The organism is Xanthobacter agilis (assembly GCF_021730435.1).
GTDB classification, from domain to species: domain Bacteria; phylum Pseudomonadota; class Alphaproteobacteria; order Rhizobiales; family Xanthobacteraceae; genus Xanthobacter; species Xanthobacter agilis.
In genome coordinates, this window is sequence record NZ_JABWGX010000005.1 from 116,319 (window position 1) to 138,442 (window position 22,124).

18 protein-coding genes and 1 pseudogene are annotated in these 22,124 nt (G+C 68.4%); 12 read left to right on the top strand and 7 right to left on the bottom strand.

Annotation, left to right across the window (positions count from 1 at the left end; all coding sequences use genetic code 11):
* Positions 1-150 precede the first annotated feature (150 nt).
* The 3 genes and pseudogenes from HUW53_RS05095 to HUW53_RS05105 form a co-directional block, all read left to right on the top strand.
* Positions 151-465, top strand: a complete 315-nt coding sequence (locus tag HUW53_RS05095) for a hypothetical protein (protein WP_237344676.1) — start codon at positions 151-153, stop codon at positions 463-465.
* Position 466: 1 nt separating this feature from the next.
* The gene (locus HUW53_RS05100; protein ID WP_237344677.1) at positions 467-760 is read left to right on the top strand and encodes a MarR family winged helix-turn-helix transcriptional regulator; all 294 of its coding nucleotides are present in this window, start codon (positions 467-469) and stop codon (positions 758-760) included.
* A 53-nt stretch (positions 761-813) separates the two neighbouring features.
* Positions 814-987, top strand: a pseudogene (locus HUW53_RS05105) (efflux transporter periplasmic adaptor subunit); the annotation flags it as partial.
* A 31-nt stretch (positions 988-1,018) separates the two neighbouring features.
* Here HUW53_RS05105 and HUW53_RS05110 read toward each other — a convergent pair.
* Both HUW53_RS05110 and HUW53_RS05115 read right to left on the bottom strand, forming a co-directional pair.
* Complete coding sequence (locus HUW53_RS05110) at positions 1,019-3,211, bottom strand: transglycosylase domain-containing protein (RefSeq protein WP_237344767.1); 2,193 nt, start codon at positions 3,209-3,211, stop codon at positions 1,019-1,021.
* Between the two features lie 247 nt (positions 3,212-3,458).
* Positions 3,459-3,878, bottom strand: coding sequence for a YidB family protein (locus HUW53_RS05115; protein ID WP_237344678.1), 420 nt, complete (start codon positions 3,876-3,878; stop codon positions 3,459-3,461).
* Between the two features lie 202 nt (positions 3,879-4,080).
* Here HUW53_RS05115 and ccmI point away from each other — a divergent pair, with 202 nt between their 5' ends.
* Genes ccmI through HUW53_RS05135 form a run of 4 tightly spaced genes read left to right on the top strand, consistent with a single transcriptional unit; the run spans position 4,081 to position 8,253 of the window.
* On the top strand, positions 4,081-5,238 hold the full coding sequence (gene ccmI / locus HUW53_RS05120; protein WP_237344679.1) for a c-type cytochrome biogenesis protein CcmI: 1,158 nt from the start codon (positions 4,081-4,083) through the stop codon (positions 5,236-5,238).
* A 40-nt stretch (positions 5,239-5,278) separates the two neighbouring features.
* Complete coding sequence (ccmE, locus tag HUW53_RS05125; RefSeq protein WP_237344680.1) at positions 5,279-5,764, top strand: cytochrome c maturation protein CcmE; 486 nt, start codon at positions 5,279-5,281, stop codon at positions 5,762-5,764.
* A 6-nt stretch (positions 5,765-5,770) separates the two neighbouring features.
* The gene (locus HUW53_RS05130; protein ID WP_237344681.1) at positions 5,771-7,753 is read left to right on the top strand and encodes a heme lyase CcmF/NrfE family subunit; all 1,983 of its coding nucleotides are present in this window, start codon (positions 5,771-5,773) and stop codon (positions 7,751-7,753) included.
* Between the two features lie 5 nt (positions 7,754-7,758).
* Positions 7,759-8,253, top strand: coding sequence for a cytochrome c-type biogenesis protein (locus tag HUW53_RS05135; RefSeq protein WP_237344682.1), 495 nt, complete (start codon positions 7,759-7,761; stop codon positions 8,251-8,253).
* 382 nt (positions 8,254-8,635) lie between these two features.
* Here the strand turns inward: HUW53_RS05135 and HUW53_RS05140 are convergent, their stop codons facing one another.
* The 3 genes from HUW53_RS05140 to HUW53_RS05150 all read right to left on the bottom strand — a co-directional run bounded on the left by HUW53_RS05140 (position 8,636) and on the right by HUW53_RS05150 (position 12,796).
* On the bottom strand, positions 8,636-10,132 hold the full coding sequence (locus HUW53_RS05140; RefSeq protein ID WP_237344683.1) for a carboxypeptidase M32: 1,497 nt from the start codon (positions 10,130-10,132) through the stop codon (positions 8,636-8,638).
* Positions 10,133-10,316: 184 nt separating this feature from the next.
* The gene (hmuQ, locus tag HUW53_RS05145; protein WP_237344684.1) at positions 10,317-10,652 is read right to left on the bottom strand and encodes a heme-degrading protein HmuQ; all 336 of its coding nucleotides are present in this window, start codon (positions 10,650-10,652) and stop codon (positions 10,317-10,319) included.
* A 38-nt stretch (positions 10,653-10,690) separates the two neighbouring features.
* On the bottom strand, positions 10,691-12,796 hold the full coding sequence (locus HUW53_RS05150) for a TonB-dependent hemoglobin/transferrin/lactoferrin family receptor (protein WP_237344685.1): 2,106 nt from the start codon (positions 12,794-12,796) through the stop codon (positions 10,691-10,693).
* Positions 12,797-13,206: 410 nt separating this feature from the next.
* Between HUW53_RS05150 and HUW53_RS05155 the strand changes: the two genes are divergently transcribed.
* The 4 genes from HUW53_RS05155 (at position 13,207) to HUW53_RS05170 (ending at position 16,782) form a co-directional block, all read left to right on the top strand.
* A complete protein-coding gene (locus HUW53_RS05155; RefSeq protein WP_237344686.1) occupies positions 13,207-14,097 on the top strand; it encodes a heme/hemin ABC transporter substrate-binding protein in 891 nt (296 codons plus the stop codon).
* The gene (locus tag HUW53_RS05160; protein ID WP_237344687.1) at positions 14,094-15,167 is read left to right on the top strand and encodes a FecCD family ABC transporter permease; all 1,074 of its coding nucleotides are present in this window, start codon (positions 14,094-14,096) and stop codon (positions 15,165-15,167) included. Before HUW53_RS05155 ends, HUW53_RS05160 begins: the two co-directional genes overlap by 4 nt.
* Before the next feature lie 4 nt (positions 15,168-15,171).
* Complete coding sequence (locus HUW53_RS05165) at positions 15,172-15,954, top strand: heme ABC transporter ATP-binding protein (RefSeq protein WP_237344688.1); 783 nt, start codon at positions 15,172-15,174, stop codon at positions 15,952-15,954.
* A 70-nt stretch (positions 15,955-16,024) separates the two neighbouring features.
* Positions 16,025-16,782, top strand: a protein-coding gene (locus tag HUW53_RS05170) for an IS5 family transposase (protein ID WP_237344689.1) whose coding sequence is annotated in 2 segments (ribosomal slippage) — positions 16,025-16,337 and positions 16,337-16,782 — 759 coding nt in all. Because the reading frame shifts where the segments join, the coding sequence is not laid out codon by codon here.
* A gap of 37 nt (positions 16,783-16,819) precedes the next feature.
* On the opposite strand, the gene HUW53_RS05175 is transcribed toward HUW53_RS05170, so the two are convergent.
* The gene (locus tag HUW53_RS05175; RefSeq protein WP_237344690.1) at positions 16,820-17,323 is read right to left on the bottom strand and encodes a peroxiredoxin; all 504 of its coding nucleotides are present in this window, start codon (positions 17,321-17,323) and stop codon (positions 16,820-16,822) included.
* 298 nt (positions 17,324-17,621) lie between these two features.
* Here HUW53_RS05175 and HUW53_RS21955 point away from each other — a divergent pair, with 298 nt between their 5' ends.
* The gene (locus tag HUW53_RS21955) at positions 17,622-21,053 is read left to right on the top strand and encodes a DUF3971 domain-containing protein (protein WP_237344691.1); all 3,432 of its coding nucleotides are present in this window, start codon (positions 17,622-17,624) and stop codon (positions 21,051-21,053) included.
* A gap of 98 nt (positions 21,054-21,151) precedes the next feature.
* Here HUW53_RS21955 and HUW53_RS05185 read toward each other — a convergent pair whose 3' ends face one another.
* The gene (locus HUW53_RS05185) at positions 21,152-21,964 is read right to left on the bottom strand and encodes a WYL domain-containing protein (protein ID WP_237344692.1); all 813 of its coding nucleotides are present in this window, start codon (positions 21,962-21,964) and stop codon (positions 21,152-21,154) included.
* Between the last annotated feature and the right edge of the window lie 160 nt (positions 21,965-22,124).

The following is a 22,124-nucleotide window of genomic DNA, read 5'->3' on the forward strand; positions in this document are numbered from 1 at the left end:
CCATGGCCGACACGCTCCAAGGCGTGGGGAGAGAGGCCGTGCGTGTCGTGCGGATGGGCGCGGGTAGCCGACGATGCTGCCGGTACCGAGGCGCCAGTGTTTCCGGCGGCGGCACATGGGTCGCACGAACGGTCTCCCTCCAGAAGGCGGGTGCTGCGGGCTTTCGTCCCGTCGCCGTGGCGCGCGGTGATGCGCATGCCCGGCGATGAGAGATCCGGCGCGTCCCGGTCGGTGAGGCCGCGTGGCGCGGGCGGCAGGCGCTTCGGTCTGGCCGCCGATGTCGAGCCGGCCGCCGAGTCTCGACAATCCGACCGCCTCATCTTCGGCCAGCTGGTCACGCGGGGTGTGCGCTATTGGCGCCGCGCCATCGATCAGGCGCTGGCGGAGCGCGGGCTCTCCCAGGCGACGGCCATGCCGCTTCTGATACTCGCGCGGCTTGGGGATGACTTGCGCCAGGGGGGATGACTTGCGCCAGGGGGTGAACGCCGACGAGCTGGGGCTTGAAGGCCCTTCGCCGGTGCGCATCGTCGACATGCTGCTGGCCGAGGGGCTGGTCTCGCGCCTGGAAGACCCGGACGACCAGCGCGCGAAGCTGCTGTGCCTGACGCCGAGCGGACGGGCGCCGGTGGCCGAGGTCGAGGCCGCCATCGCCACCCTGCGGGCGCGGTTCCTCAACGATGTGAGCGACGAAGACCTCGCGGTGATCGTGAGGGGCCTGGCCAGGGTCGAAGCGGCGCTGGTGTCGGAGCTGTCCGCGTGATCGGCCGTCCCTTCGGCATCGGCCGCAATGAGATTCTGTTTTCGCTCAAGGCCATCGAGGATCACAATCGGTCCGAGCCGGCGAACCTGCTCGCCAATATCAACCCGACCTTCAGTTGGGTGCGTCTGGCTCAGCGCGTGCCCGTACGGGTCAGCATCGACCAGGCGCCGGCCGGCGTGAAGGTGGTGGCGGGGTGGACCGTGTCCGTCGGCATCGGCGCCGACTGAGGGCGGCCACGGACCCACGGCGACCGTCCGTCTACCCGCGCGGCGCGCCCTCCGCGGCTCCCGTGCGCAGGGGCTTGGTGGGCGGAAGCGGGGCGCCGGGCTGGGGCAGCTTGCCGGTCGCCGGCTCCGGGGCCGCCGGTTGGCCGCGCGCGCTTTCCTGGTCTTTCATCAGCCGCTCCAGGGTGGCGAGGCGTTCCGCCGATTTGGGCGAGAGCGTCACGGGGCGCTGGGACAAGGCAAGGCCGGGCACCTCGATCGGCGCGGGCGCCTCCTCCAGCTTGGGAAGCGGGGAGGTCACGCCGGGGATCGGTTTGATCTCGATGCCCTGGTGCGCATAGGCCATCACCTTCTGCCACGTCATGGCCGGCAGCGCTCCGCCGGTCATCTTGTTCATCGATGCATAGTCGTCGTTGCCGAACCAGACGCCGGCCACATAATTGCCGGTGAAGCCCATGAACCAGGCGTCGCGATAGGCATTGGTGGTGCCGGTCTTGCCGGCGACCTTCGTGTTCACGAGCCGCGCCCTGCGTCCGGTGCCGTTCTCCACCACGTTGTTCAACATGGCGTTGATGTCGTTGAGCTGGGGCGTCGGGATGATCTGCACCGGGGGCGGCGCGTCGCGATCGAAGCGCCACACCACGTCGCCATTGCCGATCCGCATCTCCACCACCGCGTGCGGGTAGACGCTGCGGCCGCCGTTGGCGAACACGGAATAGGCGGTGGTCATGTCGACCAGCGTCACCTCGGCGGCGCCGAGCGGCAGCGGGGCGGAGATGGGCAGAGGGGTGCGGATGCCCATCTGGTGGGCGAGATCGACAATCTTCTTGCGCCCGAACTTCTCCGCAAGCCGCACCGCCACCGTGTTCAGCGAGTGCTGGAGCGCGGTGGCGAGGGTGATGGAGCCCATGTAGGAGCGGCCGTAGTTCTGCGGGCACCAGTTGCCGAGGCAGATGGGCGCGTCCAGCACCATGGTGCTGGGCTTGAAACCGTTCATGAGCGCCACGGTGTAGACGAACGGCTTGAACGAGGAACCGGGCTGACGCAGGGCATCGGTGGCGCGGTTGAACTGGCTCTCGCCATAGTCGCGCCCGCCCACCATGGCGCGCAGCGTGCCGTTGGGCTCCATGACGACGATGCCGCCCTGGGTGGCCTTGTAGTCCCGCCCGAACTCGCGCAGGGACTGGTCGATGGCGGCTTCCGACACCTTCTGGATGTTGGGGTCGAGCCCCGTGCGCACGACGAAGATGCGCTCCGTGACGGAGGCCGGGAGCTGATCCACCAGCTTCTTCACTTCGCCGAAGGCGTAATCGAGATAGTAGTCGGGCACCGCGTCGTCGCGCCGATCCACCGGGGTGGCGGGGTTGCGGCGGGCGCCGAACACCTGGCCCTCGGTCATGAAGCCGGCATCCACCAGATTGTCGAGCACGGTGGAGGCGCGGGCGCGGGCGGCCGGCAGGTTCACATGGGGTGCGTATTTGGACGGCGCCTTGAACAGGCCGGCGAGCATGGCGGCCTCGGCGAGATTCACCTCGCGCACCGATTTGCCGAAATAGTAGCGGGCCGCCGCGTCCACGCCATAAGCGCCGCCGCCGAGATAGGCGCGGTCGAGATACAGCTTCAGGATCTGGCTCTTGGTCAGGCGCGCTTCCAGCCAGATGGCCAGGAAGGCTTCCTTGATCTTGCGCTCGAGGGTGCGCTCGTTGTTCAGGAACAGGTTCTTGGCGAGCTGCTGGGACAGCGAGGAGCCGCCCTGCCGCACGCCGCCCGCGCGGGCATTGGTGACAAGGGCGCGCAGGGTGCCGGAGATATCGATGCCCCAATGCTCGTAAAAGCGCCGGTCCTCGGTGGCGAGCGTCGCCTTGATGAGATGGTCCGGGAAATCCTCCAGCGGAACGGTATCATTTTGCCGAACGCCCCGTTCGCCGATGATGTTGCCGTAGCGATCGAGGAAGGTGACGGCCAGCTCCGTGCGCTTCAGCCAGTCGTCGGAGGTCTCGTGAAAAGCGGGGATGGCGAGCGCCAGCACCGCCACCGCGCCGATGGCGCCGAGGGTGAAGGCTTCCGACACCAGCCCCACGAAAAAGCGGGGGATGCCGCCGATGTTGAAATTCTCGGTGAAGGCGGCATAGGCCGAGAACGCCCGCCGCGTGCGGCTGCCAAGGCCGAACAGCGACGAATCCAGAAACGCGTCGAAGTCCAGCAGCGCGTTGCGCAGCCGGGCCATGAGGGAAAGACGCTCGGGCTCGGACACGGATCAGGGCTCACCGGTTGGAGCGCAGGTGACGACGGCGCCGCTTGGGCGCCGCCACTCTCTGCCACGCCTTGAAGGTGGCGATTTCGCGACCGTGGCGCAATGGGCGATCCATCCGAGCCGGAGCATGGCCCGCTCCGCCCTCGCTGGCGAGGTGCGCGGTCATGTGATCCGCGTTGTCCGCCGCTGTCCCCGCAAGGGCGGGTCCGACGCTGACGGATCAGGCCTTGGGCAGCTCCAGCGCGCCGTTGGGGCTCAGCTTGTCCACCAGGGCGGGCAGGAATTGGGAGAGCAGTTCCGTGAGGCGCTCGGTGGGCAGGCCGACGCCGGCGGCCATCTGGCCGATCTGGCTTTCGCCGAGGGCGGAAATGATCTGCTCCGCGCTCACCGGGGCGTTGGGGCCGCTGGAGAGCCAGCTCGCCACCTGGTCGCCGAGCCCGGATTCCTGAAGCTGGGCCAAGAGGCCGTCGAGGCTGCCATACTCTGTCTTGGCGAGGGCGCCGTTGAGCATGCCGGGCAGCGCCTGGGCCATGGGGCCGCTCAGGGCGGAATTCAAAAGGTTGCCGAGGCCACCGGAGCCCGATGCCTGCGAGAGCATGTTGTTCAGAACACCGCCCATCATCTGATCGAACAGTCCCATGGCTTGCTCCCTGTCACGGTTGTCGAAATGCGTGGTCGCCGCAGTGCGCCGCGTGGGCCTCTGCAACGCCCGGTATCCGTGTGACCATCTACTGGAAGATGGGCGGGAAGTCGATCACAAGTCGCGGCGCCCCTGCGGCCCCGCGCCGCTGAGGCGGGATGTGGCCTTTGCTTTCGGCCGGACTGACGTTAACGGCTATAAGATGATGTCTGCGCCCCTGTTTGCCCTGTTCGCGCTCATGACCGCCGTGGCCGCCCTGGCGGTGCTGTGGCCGTTGAGCCGCTCCCGCGTCCTGAAGGGCGAGCGGGAGGCGGACCTTGCCGTTTATCGGGACCAACTCGCCGAAATCGACCGCGACCGCGACGGCGGGCGCTTGCCGCCCGAGCAGGCGGAGGCCGCGCGTACCGAAGTGGCGCGGCGGATGCTCGCCGCCGATGCCGCCCGCGTCGCCGATGCCGGCTCCAAAAAAGGCGGGGACAGCCGCCGCCGTGCCGCGGCGGTGATGGCGCTTGTGATCGTGCCGCTGTTCGGGGCGGGCCTTTATCTCTATCTCGGCACGCCGGATCTGCCGGGCGCGCCCCTGGCCGAACGCCTGGCGGCGCCCGCGGACCGTGGCGATGTGGCCATCCTGGTGCGCAAGGTGGAGGACCATCTGGCCCAGAACCCCAATGACGGGGCGGGCTTCGAGGTGTTGGCGCCGATCTATCTGCGGCTCGGCCGGTTTGATGACGCCGCCCGCGCCTATGCCCAGGCCATCCGCCTTCAAGGCCCCACGGCGCTGCGCTACTCGGCCCTCGGCGAGGTGCTGGTGATGGCGGCCAACGGCATCGTCACCGCCGATGCGCTCAAGGCGTTCCAGGATGCCGCGAAGCTGGACCCGACCGAGCCGCGGGCCAGCTATTTCCTGGGTCTGGCCGCCGAGCAGGACGGTCGCGACGCCGATGCCGCGGCCATCTGGAGTGCCATGGTGGCGGGCGCCCCGGCGGATGCGCCCTACCTGCCGCTGTTGAAGGTGGCGCTTGCCCGCGTCGAGGGGAAAGACAAGTCGGGCGCCGCCGCCCAGGCCGGAGCGGGGCCGGCACCGGGTCCCAGCGCCGCCGACGTGGCCAATGCCGCCAACATGTCGACCGGTGACAGAAACGTCATGATTCGCGGTATGGTGCAGAAGCTGCAGGATCGGCTCACGGCGGAGCCCGGCGATCTCGATGGCTGGCTGCGGCTGGCGCGGGCCTACAAGGTGCTCGGCGACACCGACAAGGCAAAGGGCGCGCTGGCCTCGGCGCGCACCGCCTTCGCCGGAAAGACCGACGCGCTGGCGCGTATCGACGCCGCCGCGAAGGACCTGGGGCTGGGAGGCTGACCATGGGGCCGGGACACAAGAATAACCGGGAGGACAGACAATGACGCGCAAGGGCCGTCGCCTCGTGCTCATCGCCGCCGGATTGGGCGTGCTGGCGCTTGCCGCCGGACTGATCCTGTCGGCGCTCAACGACACCATCGTGTTCTTCCGCACCCCCACCGAGGTGGCGCAGCAGCAGGTGGCGCCGGGCAGCCGGCTGCGGCTCGGCGGGCTCGTGGAAACCGGCTCCGTCACCAAGGCGGGAACCGTCACCACTTTCACCGTCACCGACGGCAACGGGACCGTGAAGGTGGCCTATTCGGGCATCCTGCCGGACCTGTTCCGCGAGGGGCAGGGCGTGGTGGCCGAGGGCGTGCTTGAGGCCGACGGCAGCTTCCGCGCCGACAGCGTGCTCGCCAAGCACGACGAGAAATACATGCCGCGCGAAGTGGCGGACGCCCTGAAAAAGCAGGGGGTGTGGAAAGAGGGGGAGAATGGCGCCCCGGCGCCCGCTCGCCCCGCTGCCGCCGCGAACACCGGGAGCTGAGCCGCCGTGATCGCTGAACTCGGACAATACGCCCTCGCCCTCGCGCTCGCGCTGTCGATCCTCCAGGTGCTGCTGCCCGCATGGGGCGCGGCCAAGGGCGATGCGGTGCTGATGGGCACCGCCGCGCCCCTCGCCTTCGCCCTCATGGGCTTCGTGACATTCGCCTTCGCCGCGCTGATCCAGCTTTACGTCACCTCCGACTTCACGGTGGTGAACGTGGTGGAGAACTCCCACTCCCAGATGCCGCTGATCTACAGGATCACCTCCACCTGGGGGAACCACGAGGGCTCCATGCTCCTGTGGGTGTTCGTGCTCGCCTTGTTCGGCGCTTTGGTGGCGGCCTTCGGCGGCAATCTGCCGGACCGGCTGAAGGCCCATGTGCTGGCGGTGCAGGGGCTGATCGCGCTCGCCTTCCTCTCGTTCATCCTGCTCACGTCCAATCCGTTCCTGCGGCTTGCCCCGCCGCCGGCGGAAGGGCGCGACCTCAATCCCATCCTCCAGGATCCCGGCCTCGCCATTCATCCGCCGCTGCTCTACCTCGGCTATGTGGGGCTTTCGGTGTCGTTCGCCTTCGCGGTGGCGGCCCTGATCGAAGGGCGCATCGACGCCGCCTGGGCCCGCTGGGTGCGGCCCTGGACCCTGGCGGCCTGGGTGTTCCTGACGCTCGGCATCGCCATGGGCTCCTATTGGGCTTATTATGAACTCGGCTGGGGCGGCTGGTGGTTCTGGGATCCGGTGGAAAACGCCTCCCTCATGCCGTGGCTCGCGGCCACCGCGCTGCTGCATTCGGCGGTGGTGATGGAGAAGCGGGACGCCCTGAAGGTGTGGACCATCCTTCTGGCGATCCTGGCCTTTTCCCTGTCCCTGGTCGGCACCTTCCTGGTGCGCTCGGGTGTGCTCACCTCGGTGCACGCCTTCGCCACCGATCCGGCGCGGGGCGTGTTCATTCTGGGCATCCTCACCTTCTTCATCGCCGGCGGGCTGGCGCTGTTCGCGTTCCGCGCCTCGGAGCTGAAACAGGGCGGGCTGTTCGCCCCGGTGTCGCGGGAAGGGGCGCTGGTGTTCAACAACCTGTTCCTCACCGCCGCCACGGCGGCGGTTCTGGTGGGCACGCTCTATCCGCTGGCGCTCGAGGCCTTCACCGGCGCCAAGATCACGGTGGGGCCGCCTTATTTCAATCTGGCTTTCGGCGGCCTGATGCTGCCGCTGGTGTGCGCCATGCCGTTCGGGCCTTTGCTGGCCTGGAAGCGGGGCGATCTGCTGGGCGTCGCCCAGCGGCTGATGCTGGCGGCGGGCCTTGCCGTGGTGGCGGCGGTGGTGACGGCGGCGGCGGTCACTGGCGGGCCGGTGCTGGCGCCGCTCGCCGTGGGGCTCGCCGTGTTCATCATGCTCGGCGCGCTGACCGATCTTGCCGAGCGCGCGGGCCTTGGCCGGGTGCGCGCGAAAGTGGCGCTCGCCCGCCTCGCCGGGGTGCCGCGCTCGGCCTATGGGACCGCCATCGCCCATTTCGGCGTCGGCGTGTGCCTCCTGGGCATCGCCTGCGAAGCCTCCTGGAGCCAGGAAAAGATCGCCGCCATGACGGTGGGCGACCAATTGGTCATCGGCAGCCGCGACCTCACCCTGGAGCGGATGGAAAACCGCACCGGGCCGAACTATCGCGCCCGCAGCGCGGTGTTCTCCATTCGCCACCAGGGCGAGCCGGAAGGGCGCATCGACGCTTCGCGGCGCATCTTCGCCTCACGCCAGATGGCCACCACCGAGGCCGGCATCCGCACTTTCGGCTTCAGCCAGCTCTATGTGAGCATGGGCGAGGAGACGCAGGACGGCCATGTTTCCGTGCGGGCCACCTTCAAGCCGAACGTGACGCTGATCTGGCTCGGCGCGGTGGTGATGGCGTTCGGCGGGATGCTGTCCCTGCTCGATCGGCGCCTGCGCATCGGCGTGCCGAAGCCGGCGCGCAGCCGCGTGGCCGCGGTGCCGGCGGAGTGACGACGATGGCCCCTTTCCTGCACCGCCTTGCCCTCGCCCTCCTCGCCGCCCTGTTGCTGGTGGCGCCGGCCGGGGCCGTTCAGCCCGACGAGGTGCTGGGCGATCCCAACCTGGAGAGCCGCGCCCGCGCGCTCTCCGCCGAATTGCGGTGCATGGTCTGCCAGAACCAATCCATCGACGATTCCGACGCCCCCCTCGCCAAGGACCTGCGCCTGATCGTGCGCGAGCGCCTGAAGGCGGGGGACAGCGACGCCCAGGTGCTCGACTTCATGGTGGCGCGCTATGGTGAGTTCGTGCTGCTGCGCCCGCGCTTCTCCTGGCGCAATGCGCTTTTGTGGGCGACGCCGGTGGTGGTGCTCGGCCTCGGGGCCCTGGCCTCGATCCTCGCCCTGCGCCGCCGCCGCGCCGGCGCCAGTCCCCGGGACGCGCACCTCACCCCCGAGGAAGAAGCCAAGCTCCAGCGCCTGCTCTCGGACCGGACCCCGCCCGCCGCCGGCTGAGGCCACGGCCGGGGACCTCGCCGAAGGGCGCACCGCGTGGTGGAGGGGGCAGGGGTCTGCGACCTTGGGCGCGGCGCATTCGGGAGAGGGATGCGCCGGGCGCAATGTCTCGCGGAAGGCTCCAGACCCAGGGCCTGTGCACACCGCTGGGGGCATTGGTCAAGTGTCCCTCGGGCAGGCAGGAATCCGGCGGGTTTCGCTCGCCAAGCGGAACCCTCACCCCGGCGGCCATCCGCATTCTGCGCTCAGTAGGGGCGCAATGTTCCGTTCGCTTTGCGCGTTCCGGGGGAGGGCTTTTTCGTTCGCGCTTTGCGCTCAGTGGGGGCGCCTCAGCATCCCCGCCGCTCTCACAAACTCGCGCCTCTCCGCTCGCGCTCCGCGCTCACTCTTGGTCGCCGCCGTAGCGCCGCTCCAGGTGGGCCTTGAACACGCCGGCATCAAGCGGGCGGCCGGTGGCCTGGGTGAGCAGCGCGTCTGTTTCCAGCCGCGAGCCGTGGGCATGCACATGGGTCCTGAGCCAGCCGAGCAGCGGGCCAAAATCGCCGCGTGCGATGCCGGGCAGAATGTCCGTGTCGGCGGTGCAGGCGGCGTCGAACAATTGGGCCGCTGTCATGGCGCCGAGGGTATAAGTGGGGAAATAGCCCCACCCGCCGCTCGGCCAATGGATGTCCTGGAGGCAGCCGAGGCGGTCGTCGGGCGGGACCACGCCGAGCAGGCTCTTCATGCCTTCGGCCCAGGCGCCGGGCAGGTCCGCCAGGGCCATGTCGCCGGCAATTAGCGCCTTTTCCAGGCGATAGCGCAGGATGACGTGGGCCGGGTAGGTGACTTCGTCCGCATCCACGCGGATGAAGCCGCGCTTGACGGTGGTGTAGTGGCGCCACACGGCATCCGTTTCCCACGCCGGCCCCGCTCCGCCGAAGGCGGTCCGCATCCGGGGCGCCGCGAAGGCGATGAACTCGCGGCTGCGGCAGGCCTGCATTTCCATCAGCAGGGACTGGCTCTCGTGCACGCTCATGGAGCGGGCCTGGCCCACCGGCTGGCTCAGATACGCCGCCGGGCGGCCCTGCTCATAGAGCGCGTGCCCGGTCTCGTGCAGCACGCCCATGAGAGCGCTGGAAAAATCGCTTTCGTTGTAGCGGGTGGTGATGCGCACATCGTCGTCGGCGCCGCCGCAGAAGGGATGGGTGGAGACATCGAGCCGCCCCCGCTCGAAATCGAAGCCCACCACCTTCATCATCTCCAGCCCCAAGGCCCGCTGCGCCTCCACCGGGAAGGGGCCTTCGGGCGGGGCGGTCTTCGGCCGGCGGGCCTGGATGTCCAACACTTTGTCGGTGAACGCCGGCAGGAAGGCGGCGAGGTCGTCGAACAGCGCGTCGATGCGCGCGGAGCGGCCGCCGGGCTCGTAATCGTTGAGCAGCGCGTCATAGGGAGACAGGCCGAGCTTCTCGCCCTTGGCGGCGCCGATCTCCCGTTGCAGCCGCAGCACCTCCTCCAAGAGGGGCAGGAGGCTGGCGAAGTCGGCCTCGGCGCGCGCTTTGCGCCACGCCATCTCGCATGCGGAGACGGCCCGGGAGGTGGCTTCCACGAGGTCGGAGGGCAGGGCGGTCTGTACGGTCCATAGGCGGTGGATCTCGCGCAGATTGGCGCGCTCCCATTCCCCGAGGCCGTTGTCGGTCTCGGCGCGCGACAGCCAGTCTCCCACCCGCGGATCGGTGACGAGGCCATGGTGCAGCACGCGCAGCAGGGCGAGGCTTTCCGCCCGTGTGCCGACGGCGCCCTTCGGCATCATCACGTCGCTGTCCCATTGCAGGATGCCGACGGCGTTGGACAGTGCGGAGGCGCGGCTGAAATGGGCGGACAGCTCGGTATAGGCGGTCATGTCTCACGATTCCGAAAAGGCGGCCGCCGGTGTGGACGGCAAGGCAGGCAATCGCTTCAAGGTAGTGCGCACGCCGGCCGCGCGAAAGGGCGCGCGCGGGCCGAAAAAGAACCCGGCGCCGGAAGACCGGGCCGGGTGGAGGCGATGACAGGAATGGATGCAGGACGGTAAGGCCTGCGAAAGCTCAGGCGGCCTTTTCGCCGGGGGTGAGGGTGAGCACGGATTCGAAGCCCTCGAATTCGGGACCGCCGATATAGTTCACGGTGTTGGTGCTGGCGCCGGCGTTGCGGTGGGCGAGGCGGAAGGCTTCCGACTTGGTCCAGGCCTCGAAATCGGCCTTGGCGGCCCACACCGTGTGGGAGATGTAGAGGGTGTATTCCTCCTTCTCCGGGCCGCGGCACAGGTCGAAGGCGACAAAGCCCGGCACTGCGGAAATGTAGGTGTCGCGCTCGCGCCAGACGGTTTCGAAGGCGGCCTCCGAGCCGTGCTTGACCTTGAAGCGGTTGGTGGCAATGAACATGGTCTTACTCCATCTCAAAAATGGGGCGCCGGGCCCTGCTACTTGACGATCCTCGCGGGGGTCGCGGTGGCGATGACGTCGCCGCCGAGCGTGACCTTCAGCCCGGCCTTGAAGGTGATGCCGGCGCTGGGCACGAACTGCTGATAGATAGTGTATTGCTCATTGAGCAGGTTCTCCAGGGCGAACTGAGCGGTCACCCATTCGGTGGCCTGGTAGGCGAGATAGGCATTCACGAGGTTGAAGCTGTCGGTCGGCTCCACCGCGCTGTCGGTCGGCAGGTCCGCCTCGGTCTTCGCCGCCACCCACTGCCAGCGCACGGAGGCCAGCAGGCGGTTGTCGAACAGGCGGGTGCCGAGGGTGGTGGCCACGTTGTTCGGCATCACCGACACCAGGGGCGCGCCGGTGGTCTGGTTGTCGCCCGAAGACACCGTGGCGTTGAAGCCGACGAACCACACGCCTGCGTCGTACATGCTCTCGAACTCGAAGCCCTGAAGCTGGGCCTCGGCCACGTTCTGATACTGGTAGCAGAGCGTCCAGCCGGCGGTCGCGCACTCGGGAACCGCCGCGGTCATGTAGTTGATGTCGATGTAGTCGGAAACATCGTTGCGGTAAACATTGGCCTTGGCGCGGATCTTGTCGCCCTTGCTGAAAATGTCGTTGAATTTCAGGTTGACGCCGATTTCCTTGTTCTTGCCCACTTCCGCCTGAAGGTCGGGATTGGGCAGGAAGCCGAAGGAGAAATAGGGGCTCACCGAGGGGTGCTCGCCGTTCACCAATGCTTCGGTCACGGACGGGGCGCGGTAGCCTTCCGCATAGGTGCCGTAGACGGTGATCCACTCGAACGGCGAGATGCCGACCGTGATCTTGGGTGAGAAGCGGTCGCCGCTGGTGCCTGAGGTCGTGTCGCTGGACAATTCGTAGGAGTCCCAGCGTACGGCGGCGATGGTCTGCAACCATTTGGTCCAATCGGCCTGCCACTGCACGAAGGCGCCGCCCACGGAGCGCTCGCCCGAGGGGTTGTAGCCGGCGCCGAAGCCGTAATTGTCCTGGTTGTCCACGTCGTCGTGGAAATAGTCGCCGCCGATGGTGATGGCGTTCTTCACCGTGGCGAGGTCGATGCGCGATGTATTGTTCACGTCGAAGCCGAGGGTGTCGATGGTGAAGCTGCGCGGATCGCCGACGCAGCCGGTGGAACTGCTACAGGTGCCGTCGACCTTGGTCTGGTCCTGGTTCACCTGGTTCCAGTAAGCGGTCGAGCGCCAGTCGAAGACGGCGTTGTCCGGATTGGAATAATTGTAGCTGGCGGTGACCGTGCGATTGGCGACGTCGGTGTTGTACTGGGTGGTTCCCGTGCCGGGGTATGTATTTCCGGTGGTATAAGTGCTGTCGAGGTTGAGCGCGGTCAGCTTCACCTCGTGGAAATCCGCCGGGCGGAAGGTCAGCTTGCCGATGCCGGTCCAGGTATCATAGCCGGTGCCCAGCACCTCGTTGCCGTCGCCGTCCGTATATTGGGACTGGGTGCGCAGGGTTCCGCCGAAGAACAGGTCGGTGTTCTCGCCGATGCGGGTGGCGGCGAAGGCGGAGCCGAAGCCCATGGGCCCGTTGGCGCCGAACTCGCCGGAGGTCTCCACGCCCCACTGTTGCCCGGCCTTCAGAATGTCGTTCGCGTCCTTGGTGCGGAAGCTGACCACGCCGCCGATGGCGCCCGAGCCGTAGATGTTGGCCACCGGGCCGCGCACCACGTCCACCGTGCTGAGCAGGGCCGGCTCCAGGAAGAACGAGCCGGCGCCGTCATTGTGGCCGAGCTGGGTGAAGTTCTGCCGCGCGCCGTCGAGGATCACGGCGACGCGACCGAAGTCCTGCATGCCGCGGATATTGATGGAGGCCTGGGTGGAGTTGCCATTCTGGATCACCGTGGTGCCCGGAATGCCGAAAAATACCTGTTGCGTGGTCGATGCCATGAGCTGTTGCAGCTCATCGGAGGTGATGACGCTGACGCCGGCCAGGGCATCCACGGCGCGGGTCTCGATGGAGCGGGTGGCCGCCACCGTGAGGGTGTCGAGCGCGATCTCGGTTGGCGTCGTCGAATCGGTCTGGGCGCTGGCGGTCGGTGCGCTCTGCGCCAGTGCCGCGCCGCTCGTCATGAGCAACGCGCAGGCCGCGACGCCGCTGAGAAGGAGGGGCCGAAGGGTCGGGAAAGGCTGGGGTTCTGAGGGCCCACGCACCATGATCGTCTCCGCGTCATGTCGTGGCTGGCTACTGTTCCTGGGGCAGAACTTCGCGCGCTGCAGGAACGTCTCGCCTGCGAGGTCCGAGTTATCTTGGTACATATGGGTGCGTCAAGTCGAGTCTGCGACGACTTGTCAAATGATGGAAATAAATCCATCTAATGATGCAGGATTGTCACCCAGCGCAGAGGGCATTAATTTTGAATCGATCAAAAATTGAGGCTCGATCAGTTTGGATCGACTCGAATATGAAAGATTTGAGCTATTCCAGACCGGGGAGGCAAGGCCGTCTCGGTGCGCTCCTTTGGGCGCTGCTGGCGGCGATCATGGCTGTCGCCGGCCCTGCCGCCGCCGGGGATGTGGTGGACGCGCGGGGCCGGGCCGTGAGCGTGGCCGACACCTCGCGCATCGTCTCCATCGGCGGGTCGGTGACGGAGATCCTGTTTGCCCTCGGCCTCGGCGACCGGGTGATCGCGGTGGACCAGACCAGCCGTTACCCTGCCGCCGCCCGGAATCTACCGGGCGTGGGCTATGCGCGCACCTTGGCGCCGGAGGGGGTGCTGTCGGTGGGGCCGAGCCTCATCCTCGCCATCGAGGGGGCTGGCCCGCGCTCGACCCTTGACGTGTTGGAGCACGCCTCGGTGCCGGTGGTCATCATTCCCGATGCCCACGATGCCGACGGCGTGGTGCGCAAGATCGAGGCCGTGGCGGCGGCGGTGGGCGAGCCGCAGAAGGGCCGCGCCCTGGCGGACGCGGTGCGCGCCGATTTCGCGAGCCTCGGCGCGGCGGTGGCGGCGTTGAAGGATCGCCCGCGCGTGGTGTTCGTGCTCTCCATCGGCAACGGCACGGCGGTGGTGGGCGGCGCCGACACCAGCGCCGATGCCATGCTGCGCCTTGCGGGGCTCGCCAATGCCATGTCGGCCATCAAGGGCTACAAGCCGGCGGTAGACGAGGCGGCGATGGCGGCCGATCCGGATGCGGTGGTGGTGATGCGCGGTGGCGGGCAGGTGCTCGATGCCGAGACGGTGCTCGCGCTGCCGGCCTTCGCCGGTACGCCGGCGGCGCGGGACAAGCGCTTCGTGAGCCTGCCGGGCTCCTATCTCCTGGGCTTCGGCCCGCGCGCGCCTCAGGCGGCGCGGGAGCTGGCGGATGCGCTGCACGGCACGAAATTGCCGGCGCTGCCGCCCCGCCCCTGGGCCTCGGAGCCGGACGAATGAGCGCGGAGCCCCTCTCCCTGCCAACGGCGGCGCGGCCGGCGGTGGCGGGTCTGAGCCTGTTGGCGGCGCTGGCGGTGGCGGCCTTTCTCGGGGCGTTGGCCATCGGGCCGTTCGCCATTGGCCCCGGCCGGGTGCTGGCGGTGCTGTGGGACGCGGCGAGCGGGGTGCCCGCCGGCAGCGGCCTGCTGCGCGAACGCATCATCATTATGGATGTGCGGTTGCCGCGCGCGGTGCTGGGGGCTTTGGTCGGGGCCGGAACCGCAGTGGCGGGGGCCATGATGCAGGGGGTGTTCCGCAATGCGCTCGCCGATCCCGGCCTCGTCGGCGTGGCGCCCGGGGCGGCGCTGGCGGCGGTGGCGTGGGTGGTGTTCGGCGGGGTGCTCGGGGCGCTGCTGCCGCAGTCCGTCCAACTGCTCGGCCTGCCCCTGGCGGCCTTCCTTGGCGGGCTGGCCACCACGCTCCTCATCGGTCGGCTCGCCACCCGCGACGGCCGGACCTCGGTGGCGACGCTGCTGTTCGCGGGTCTCGCCCTGGGGGCGCTGGCGAGCGCGGGCACCGGCGTCATGGTGTTCATGGCCTCCGAGCAGCAGACCCGCGAGTTCCTGTTCTGGACCCTGGGGAGCCTCGGCGGCGCCACCTGGATTAAGGTCGGCCTCGCCGCCCCCTTCATCATCGCCCTGGTGGTGGCCTCGCCGTGGCTGGCGCGGGGGCTCGACGCGCTCGCCCTGGGCGAGGCGGAAGCCTTCCATGTGGGCATCCCGGTGGAGCGCCTGAAGCGACTCGCCATCATTGGGGTGGCGGCCGGTGTCGGGGCCTCGGTGGCGGCGGCCGGGGTGGTGGGCTTTATCGGCCTCGTGGTGCCGCATCTGGCGCGGCTGGCCCTGGGGCCGGCCCATCGGGTGCTGCTGCCGGCCTCCGCGCTGTTGGGCGCGGCGGTGCTGCTGGGCGCCGACATTCTCGCCCGCATGTTGGCGGCGCCGGCGGAACTGCCGCTCGGCGTGGTCACGGCGCTGGTGGGGGCGCCGTTCTTCCTGTGGCTGCTGCTGCGCCGCCGCGCGTTTGTGGGGTGAGGTGATGTACGAGGCACAAGAGGCGCGGGTGACGGCGAGCGGCCGGGTGCTGCTGGCGGGCGTGAGCCTGGCCCTGCGGCCGGGGGCGGTGACGGTGCTGGTCGGCCCCAACGGGGCCGGCAAGTCGACCTTGCTGAAGGCGCTGTCGGGCGAGCAGCGGCTTGCCGGCGGCCGGGTGCGGCTCGATGGCGCCGACATTCACGCCATGGCGCCGGCCGCATTGGCCCGGCGCCGGGCGGTCTTGCCCCAGGCAGCCGAGGTGGCGTTCGCCTTTTCCGTGGCGGAGGTGGTCGCCGTCGGGCTCATGGGCGGGGCGCCCGGCGGAGCGCAGGCGGCTTCACGCATCGACCGGCTGTTGCGGCGGGTGGATCTGTCCGGTTTCGCCGAGCGGCGCTATGACAGCCTGTCCGGCGGTGAGCGGCAGCGGGTGCAGCTTGCCCGTGTGCTGGCGCAGCTTGAGTGCGGGGAGGCCGCGAAACCCGCCTATCTGTTCCTGGACGAGCCCACCGCAAGCCTCGATCTCGCCCATCAGCTGACGGTGCTGCGGCTCGCCCGCGCCCATGCGGACGCGGGCGGCGGCGTGCTGGCGGTGCTGCATGATCTCAACCTCGCCGCCATGGTGGCCGACCGGATGGTGGTGCTGGCCCATGGCGGCATTGTCGCCGAAGGGCCGGCGGCCGAGGTGCTCACCGACGATGTGCTGCACCGCGCGTTCGGGGTGAAGGTGCGGGTGGGGGTGGCGCCGCCGGGGCCGTTCGTGCTTCCGCAGAACGTCTTGCCGGCCTAGGCAGTGGCCCCATAAATTTGCCAGCCTGCTAGGAGCGTGATTCAAGCTCTCTCGATAGGGGGAGAGAGTGATGCGCCGCCACGAATTGACGGACGAGGAATGGGCGATCATCGCCCCGCTGTTGCCGAACAAGCCGCGCGGGGTCGCGCGGGTGGATGACCGCCGGGTGATCAACGGCATTCTCTGGCGGTTCCGCACCGGGGCGCCGTGGCGGGACGTTCCGGAGCGCTACGGTCCGCGTACACCCCTCTACAACCGTTTCGTTCGCTGGCGGGCGGCTGGGGTCTGGGACAAGCTGCTTGAAGCGGTCTCCGCCGCCTATGACGGCGACATCGTGATGATCGATAGCTCCTGCGTTCGCGTTCACCAGCATGGCGCCGCCATCAAAAAGGGGGCGCTGACGATCGTTGCATGGGACGCTCCCGGGGTGGGCTGACCACCAAGATCCACGCTCTGGTCGATGCTGAAGGCCGGCCGATCCACCTCCTGCTCACCGCCGGGCAGGCGGGCGACGCGCCGGCTGGGCGCGAATTGCTGGCGCGGCTCGCACCGGGCGGCATCCTGCTCGCCGACAAGGCCTATGACACCGACGCCATCCGCGCCGAGACGGCGGAGCGCGGCGGGTTTGCCAATGTGCCGCCGCGCACGATCCGCAAGCGCACCTTCGCCTTCAGTCCCTGGCTCTATCGCCAAAGGAACCTCGTCGAGCGCTTCTTCAACAGGATCAAGCAGATGCGCGGCCTCGCCAGCCGCTACGACCGGCGACCAGACAACTTCCTCGCAGCCCTAAAGCTCGCAGCCGTCCGAATCTGGATCAATGCCTTATGAGTCCGCTGCCTAGGCGGGCCGCCCGGCCGGGGGCAGCTCAGGGCAAATCCTGGGCGGCCTTGAGCACTTCTTCGGCGTGGCCGTCCACCTTCACCTTGGGCCAGATCCGGGCGATGGTGCCGTCGCGGTCGATGAGCACGGTGGCGCGGGTGATGCCCATGAACTTGCGCCCGTACATGCTCTTCTCGCCCCACACGCCGTAGGCCTCCAGCATCTCGTGAGTCTCGTCCGAGCCGAGCGGGAAGGCGAGGTCGTGCTTGGCCTTGAAGCTGTCCTGTGCCTTCACCGGGTCGGCGGACACGCCGAGGATGTCGGTATCGGCGGCGGCGAAGGCCGCCCTCAGGCCGTTGAAGGCGATCGCCTCCTTGGTGCACCCGGAGGTGTTGGCCTTGGGATAGAAATAGAGCGCAAGCTTGCGGCCCTTGAAATCGCCGAGGCTCACCTCGCCGTCGCCGTCCCGCTTGAGGCGAAACGGGGGTGCTTTTGAGCCGACTTCGGGAATTTTGGCCATCCGCCTTCCTTTCGACGTGTTCGGCGCCATACGGCAGGTTCGGGAACCGCCGGGGAGGGATCGTCCCGTTCAGGGGCGCGATGGTGGGTGTGCATGGGGCGATCCACCTCATCTTTACGCCGTGGATGGACATTAGGCTGAAATGTCGGGGCGTGTAATGGGTGATGCGCCGGGTTGGGGATGGGCGATCCCCTCCGGCTCCGGCCGCGCCGGATGATGCGGATTGTTGCGGGAGGACCACGCGGGCATGGTGGAGATTGGGCCGACGCCCGCATCGCAGCGGCGCAGACCGCGGCACGCGCACATCCGCTCCCTCATGGGGGCGCTGGTGCCACGCGGCCGCATCGCGCGCGTGCTCGCGAGCATATTGCTGGGTGTCATCGCCCTTGGTGGCGCTGCCGCGCTGGTGCTGTACGCCCTGATCGCCACCGGCGTCGTCACCGCGAACGTGGCCACCCCTTATATCGAGCAGGCCTTGGAGGACCGAATCGGGGGAGACCGCAAGGTCTCCATCGGCTCCACCACCATGGAGCGCGCCGCTGATGGCGCCACCGCGGTGGTGGTGCACGACATCAAGGTGTTCGCTCCCAACGGGGACTTGCTGGCGAGCGCGCCCAGCGCCGAGGTGGAGCTGGAGGGCTCGCTGCTGTCGCTGATGCCCAAGGCGCGGCGGATCGATCTCGTCGGGGCGGAGATGACGGTCCATATCAGCGCCTCGGGTCAGCTCGCGGTGGCGGTGGCCTCCGGCGGCGGCGCGAAGCCGAGCAAGACGGCGCTCTCGTCCGCGCCGGTGACACCGACCGGCGCCGGGTCTGCCCCGCCGGTCCCGACCGGCGCCGGAGATAGCCCGGCGGCGGGGACGCCCGCCGATGCCGCCGCGGACATCGATCCGTTGCGCCTGAACTTTCTCGCCCAATGGCTGAAGGAACTGGACGCGTCCGGATTCGACGGCGGCGCGCTCGCCGATGTGGGCCTGAAAGACGGCACGCTGATCGTCGAAAACGAAAGCTCGGGCCGCAGCATCACCTTTCAGCATATTTCGGTGCGACTCGCGCGGATGCCCGGTGGCGGCGCGGAACTGACCTTCACCTCCCAGGGGCCGGAAGGGGTGTCCACCGCCGTCGCCCGCATCGCCCCCGCCAAGGATGGGGAGCGCGCGGTGGAGGTGGTGGTCAATGACATCTCCACCCGCGATCTGGTGCAGGCGTTCAGCCAGGATCATCGCCGCTTCTACATGGACACGCCGCTGAACGCGAAGTTCACCGCGCGCCTCGCCATGGACGGAGACTTGAAGGCGGCCGAGGCCATGCTGGAGCTGGGGCCGGGCGCCATCGGCAATGGCGAGGAGCCGCAGGAGCGCTTCATCATCGATTCCGCCCGCATCGTCGCCCGGCTCGATCCGGCGCGGCGGGTGATCGTGCTGGACCCCATCGTCGCCGCCAAGAACGAGAACAAGATCGCGCTCAAGGGCGAGATCAACGTGCCCCAGCGCGCGCGCGACCCCTGGACCTTCAGCATCGTCCAAAGTCAGGTGGTGCTGGCCGGGCCGGAGATGGACGAGCCCCCGCTCGTCATCGATCAGGTGCTGCTCGATGGCCAGTACGATACCGCCACCCGGCAACTGAGGGTGGAGCGGGGCCTGCTCGGCAGCAGGGTGGGCAGCTTCACCTTCACCGCCACCTTCGATTTCGGGGTTCCGGTGCCCTATCTCAAGATGCAGGGGGCCGGCTCGCCCATGCCGGTCGCCACCGTGAAGCGCTTCTGGCCTGTCAGCATCGCGCCGCCGGCGCGCCAGTTCGCCATCGAGAACGTGTCGGGCGGCACCGCCAGCGACATCAACCTGCTGGTGAACATCCCCATCGATCTCATCGGCCAGAAGCAGGTGCCGCTGCCGGAGGATAGCGTTCACTTCACCATCAATGGCAAGGGCATCACCCTGCGTCCGGTGAAGGGACTGCCGGCGGTGGGCGACGCGGGCCTCGCCGTCGTCGTCACCGGTCGGACGGTGCGCATCGACATGCCGGAGGGCACCATGGTGACCCCGCAGAGCCGCAAGATCGCGGTGAGCGAGGGCGTCATGTTCATGCCGGACTATTTCCCGCGTGAGCCGTCGGCGCAGATTTCCGTGCGCTTCGCCGGTCCCGCCGACGCGGCGGTGGAGGTGCTCGGCATGGAGCCCTTGAAGGGGCCGACCGGCACCGCGTTTGATCCGTCCACCACACGGGGCAAGTTCTCGGCCGCGCTCAAGGTATTCATCACCTTCCGCAAGGTGCCGCTGCCGGGCGACCTCGACTATTCGCTCGACGCCACTCTCACCGATTTCGGCGTGGACAAGGTGTTCAAGACGCTGCGTCTTGAAGGGGCGACGGTGGATGCGTTCGCGACCCCGGCCGGGGTGCTGCTGCGGGGCAACGGCAAGCTGGGTGGCGCGCCCATCTCCTTTGAATATGAGAAGAAGAAGGATGTGGCGGACGCCGTCCTCCATATCAACGCCAATCTGGACGATGCCGCCCGCGCCAAGCTCGGGGTGGATGTGCCGGGCGTTTCCGGCGTGGTGCCCGTGCGCTTCGACGGCACCACCAACAATGTGGACACCCGCGCCACCATTGAGGTGGACCTCACCGCGGCCCGCATCTCCGATCTCATCCCCGGCCTTAGCAAGCCGGCCGGCAAGCCGCTCAAGGCGCGGTTCACCATGAACGACCAGGGCCGCACGGTGCGGCTCAACGATCTCGTCATGGAAGGCTCAGGCACGCTGCTCAAGGGCGGGCTGGAATTGTCCGATACGGGCGACCTGATCTCCGCGCAATTCCCCGTGTTCCAGCTCTCCGATGGGGACAAGGCCGCGCTGAAGGCGGACAAGGTCGGTGACGTGCTGAAGGTCCGCATCACCGGCGAGGTCATCGACGCCCGCGGCATTATGAAGAGCCTCATGAGCACGCCGACCCCGGCGCAGAACCGCCGCCAAACCAAGCTGCCGGACGTGGACCTCGAGGCCAAGGTGGGCGCGCTGACCGGAAACAACGGCGAGGTGATGCGCCAGATGGACCTGACCCTGGCCCGGCGCGGAGTGGAGATCCAGGATTTCAACCTCACCGCGAAGGTGGGGCGTGACGGTTCCGTGGCTGGCACGATGGGCAACTGGCAGGGCCACGGCCGCGCGCTCCAGGTGGTGACGCGGGATGCCGGCGCCCTGCTGCGTTTCCTCGACATCTATCCCAAGATGCAAGGGGGGGACGCATGGCTGGTGGTGGACCCGCCGCGCAGCGACACCACTCCACAGGAAGGGGTGTTGCATGTGCGCAACTTCTTCGTGAAGGGAGAGCCGGGCCTCACCCAGCTCTCGAGCGCCGTGCGGGATTCCTCCGGCAACATCGTCGATGGATCGGCGGCGTTCGAGAAAGCGGAAGCCCAGTTCGTGCGCACCACCGGCAAGATCACCTTCAAGGAGGGGGCCATCTGGGGCACCTCGGCGGGTGTTACGTTCGATGGTTCGCTGGATTTCGCGGCCAACCGGGTGTCCATGCGCGGCACCTTCGTGCCGGCCTACGCGCTCAACACCCTCTTCTCGAAGCTGCCGGTGCTCGGCATGCTGCTGGGGGGCGGCCCGAATGGGGGGCTGCTCGGCGTCACCTTCGAGGTGGTGGGACCCTTAAGCGGACCGACCTTGCGCGTGAACCCGATCTCCGCGGTGGCTCCGGGCTTCCTGCGCAAGATCTTTGAATTCCGCGAATCCAACGAGGCGCCACCCGGCCGATGACCGGCTTATCACGCGCAGCGGGCGCGGCTCGCGTGCGGAACGGGCATCGGCGCAACGGGGGGGTGGGAGCAGGCGCGAGGCGCGGTGAGCGGAACGGCTCAGAGCAGGCCTTGCCCGGTGAGCGTGATGCAGAAGCTGTCCAGGAGAACCGCTTCTTCTTCGTTCAGGACACCGTCGGCCCCGATCACCTTGAGACCGGCCTTGAGCAAGGCGGAGATGGTGGGCCGCGCGCTCTCCAACAGGGTGTCGAGGGCGGTGTCGATGCTCTCCTCGGTGGGGCGCAGGCGGCCGAGATAAGCGGCGAGGCGCTCGCGCTCGCCACCGGTCAGGTCGAGCCCGGCGCCCGCGCAGGTGCGCTCGCAGAAGAATTGGATTTCTTCCATCTCCGCCGCGCCGAGATCGCCGTCCGCCAGCGCCAGGGCCACCAGCAGCACCACGCCCGAGCGGTTGATGAGGGTGCGGATGCGGTCCCACCGGGCATCGGCCGGTTCCGGGTCGGGTACGATGATGGCATCCTTGGGCCAGGTGAAGCCGAAGGTCTCGAAGAAAAAGCGGGAGAGCGGCTCGCGCCGGGTGCCATCGAAATCGGTCACGGCCTTGATCCGGTCCACGCGGAAGGCGCGGGCGGCCTGCCGCTCGTGGCACTTGGCGAGCAGGATGGGAATGCCTTCGACATTGCGCTGGATGGCCCACACCGAAATGCGCCGGTGGCTGAGATTGCCCGCGTGGTCCTCATAGTCGATGGCGAACGACTGCCCTTCCGCTGGGTCGTGGTCGGGCGCGTGGTCAGCGAGTTCGTCGTGGGGATCGTCGAGGGGCACCGTGATCCGTCCCGCATGGGCATAAAGGGGAGCGCCCAGGCCGCTCACGCGGCCGATGAAGAACGACTTGAGCGAGGTGATGGCGTTCATGAGGCATGGATCCCAGCTTTCGTCATTGGTAACCCAAGCCGGCGCGCGGACAAAGAGGGAACCTCGGGGGGCACGGGGCTATTCCCTGCGCCGCCGTCATTGGATAAGGTCCGCCCTTTCCGCGCCGGATCCCTAAGGGACCCAAGGGGACACCAGCGGC

Bases quoted from the DNA above. Each gene is read 5' to 3' on its own strand.
- HUW53_RS05110 (WP_237344767.1), bottom strand. From the start codon at position 3,211: ATGGCCCGGCTGCGCAACGCGCTGCTGGACTTCGACGCGTTTCTGGAT.
- HUW53_RS05115 (WP_237344678.1), bottom strand. From the start codon at position 3,878: ATGGGACTGTTCGATCAGATGATGGGCGGTGTTCTGAACAACATGCTC.
- ccmI (WP_237344679.1), top strand. From the start codon at position 4,081: ATGATGTCTGCGCCCCTGTTTGCCCTGTTCGCGCTCATGACCGCCGTG.
- ccmE (WP_237344680.1), top strand. From the start codon at position 5,279: ATGACGCGCAAGGGCCGTCGCCTCGTGCTCATCGCCGCCGGATTGGGC.
- HUW53_RS05135 (WP_237344682.1), top strand. From the start codon at position 7,759: ATGGCCCCTTTCCTGCACCGCCTTGCCCTCGCCCTCCTCGCCGCCCTG.
- HUW53_RS05140 (WP_237344683.1), bottom strand. From the start codon at position 10,132: ATGACCGCCTATACCGAGCTGTCCGCCCATTTCAGCCGCGCCTCCGCA.
- hmuQ (WP_237344684.1), bottom strand. From the start codon at position 10,652: ATGTTCATTGCCACCAACCGCTTCAAGGTCAAGCACGGCTCGGAGGCC.
- HUW53_RS05150 (WP_237344685.1), bottom strand. From the start codon at position 12,796: ATGACGAGCGGCGCGGCACTGGCGCAGAGCGCACCGACCGCCAGCGCC.
- HUW53_RS05155 (WP_237344686.1), top strand. From the start codon at position 13,207: ATGGCTGTCGCCGGCCCTGCCGCCGCCGGGGATGTGGTGGACGCGCGG.
- HUW53_RS05160 (WP_237344687.1), top strand. From the start codon at position 14,094: ATGAGCGCGGAGCCCCTCTCCCTGCCAACGGCGGCGCGGCCGGCGGTG.
- HUW53_RS05165 (WP_237344688.1), top strand. From the start codon at position 15,172: ATGTACGAGGCACAAGAGGCGCGGGTGACGGCGAGCGGCCGGGTGCTG.
- HUW53_RS05175 (WP_237344690.1), bottom strand. From the start codon at position 17,323: ATGGCGCCGAACACGTCGAAAGGAAGGCGGATGGCCAAAATTCCCGAA.
- HUW53_RS05185 (WP_237344692.1), bottom strand. From the start codon at position 21,964: ATGAACGCCATCACCTCGCTCAAGTCGTTCTTCATCGGCCGCGTGAGC.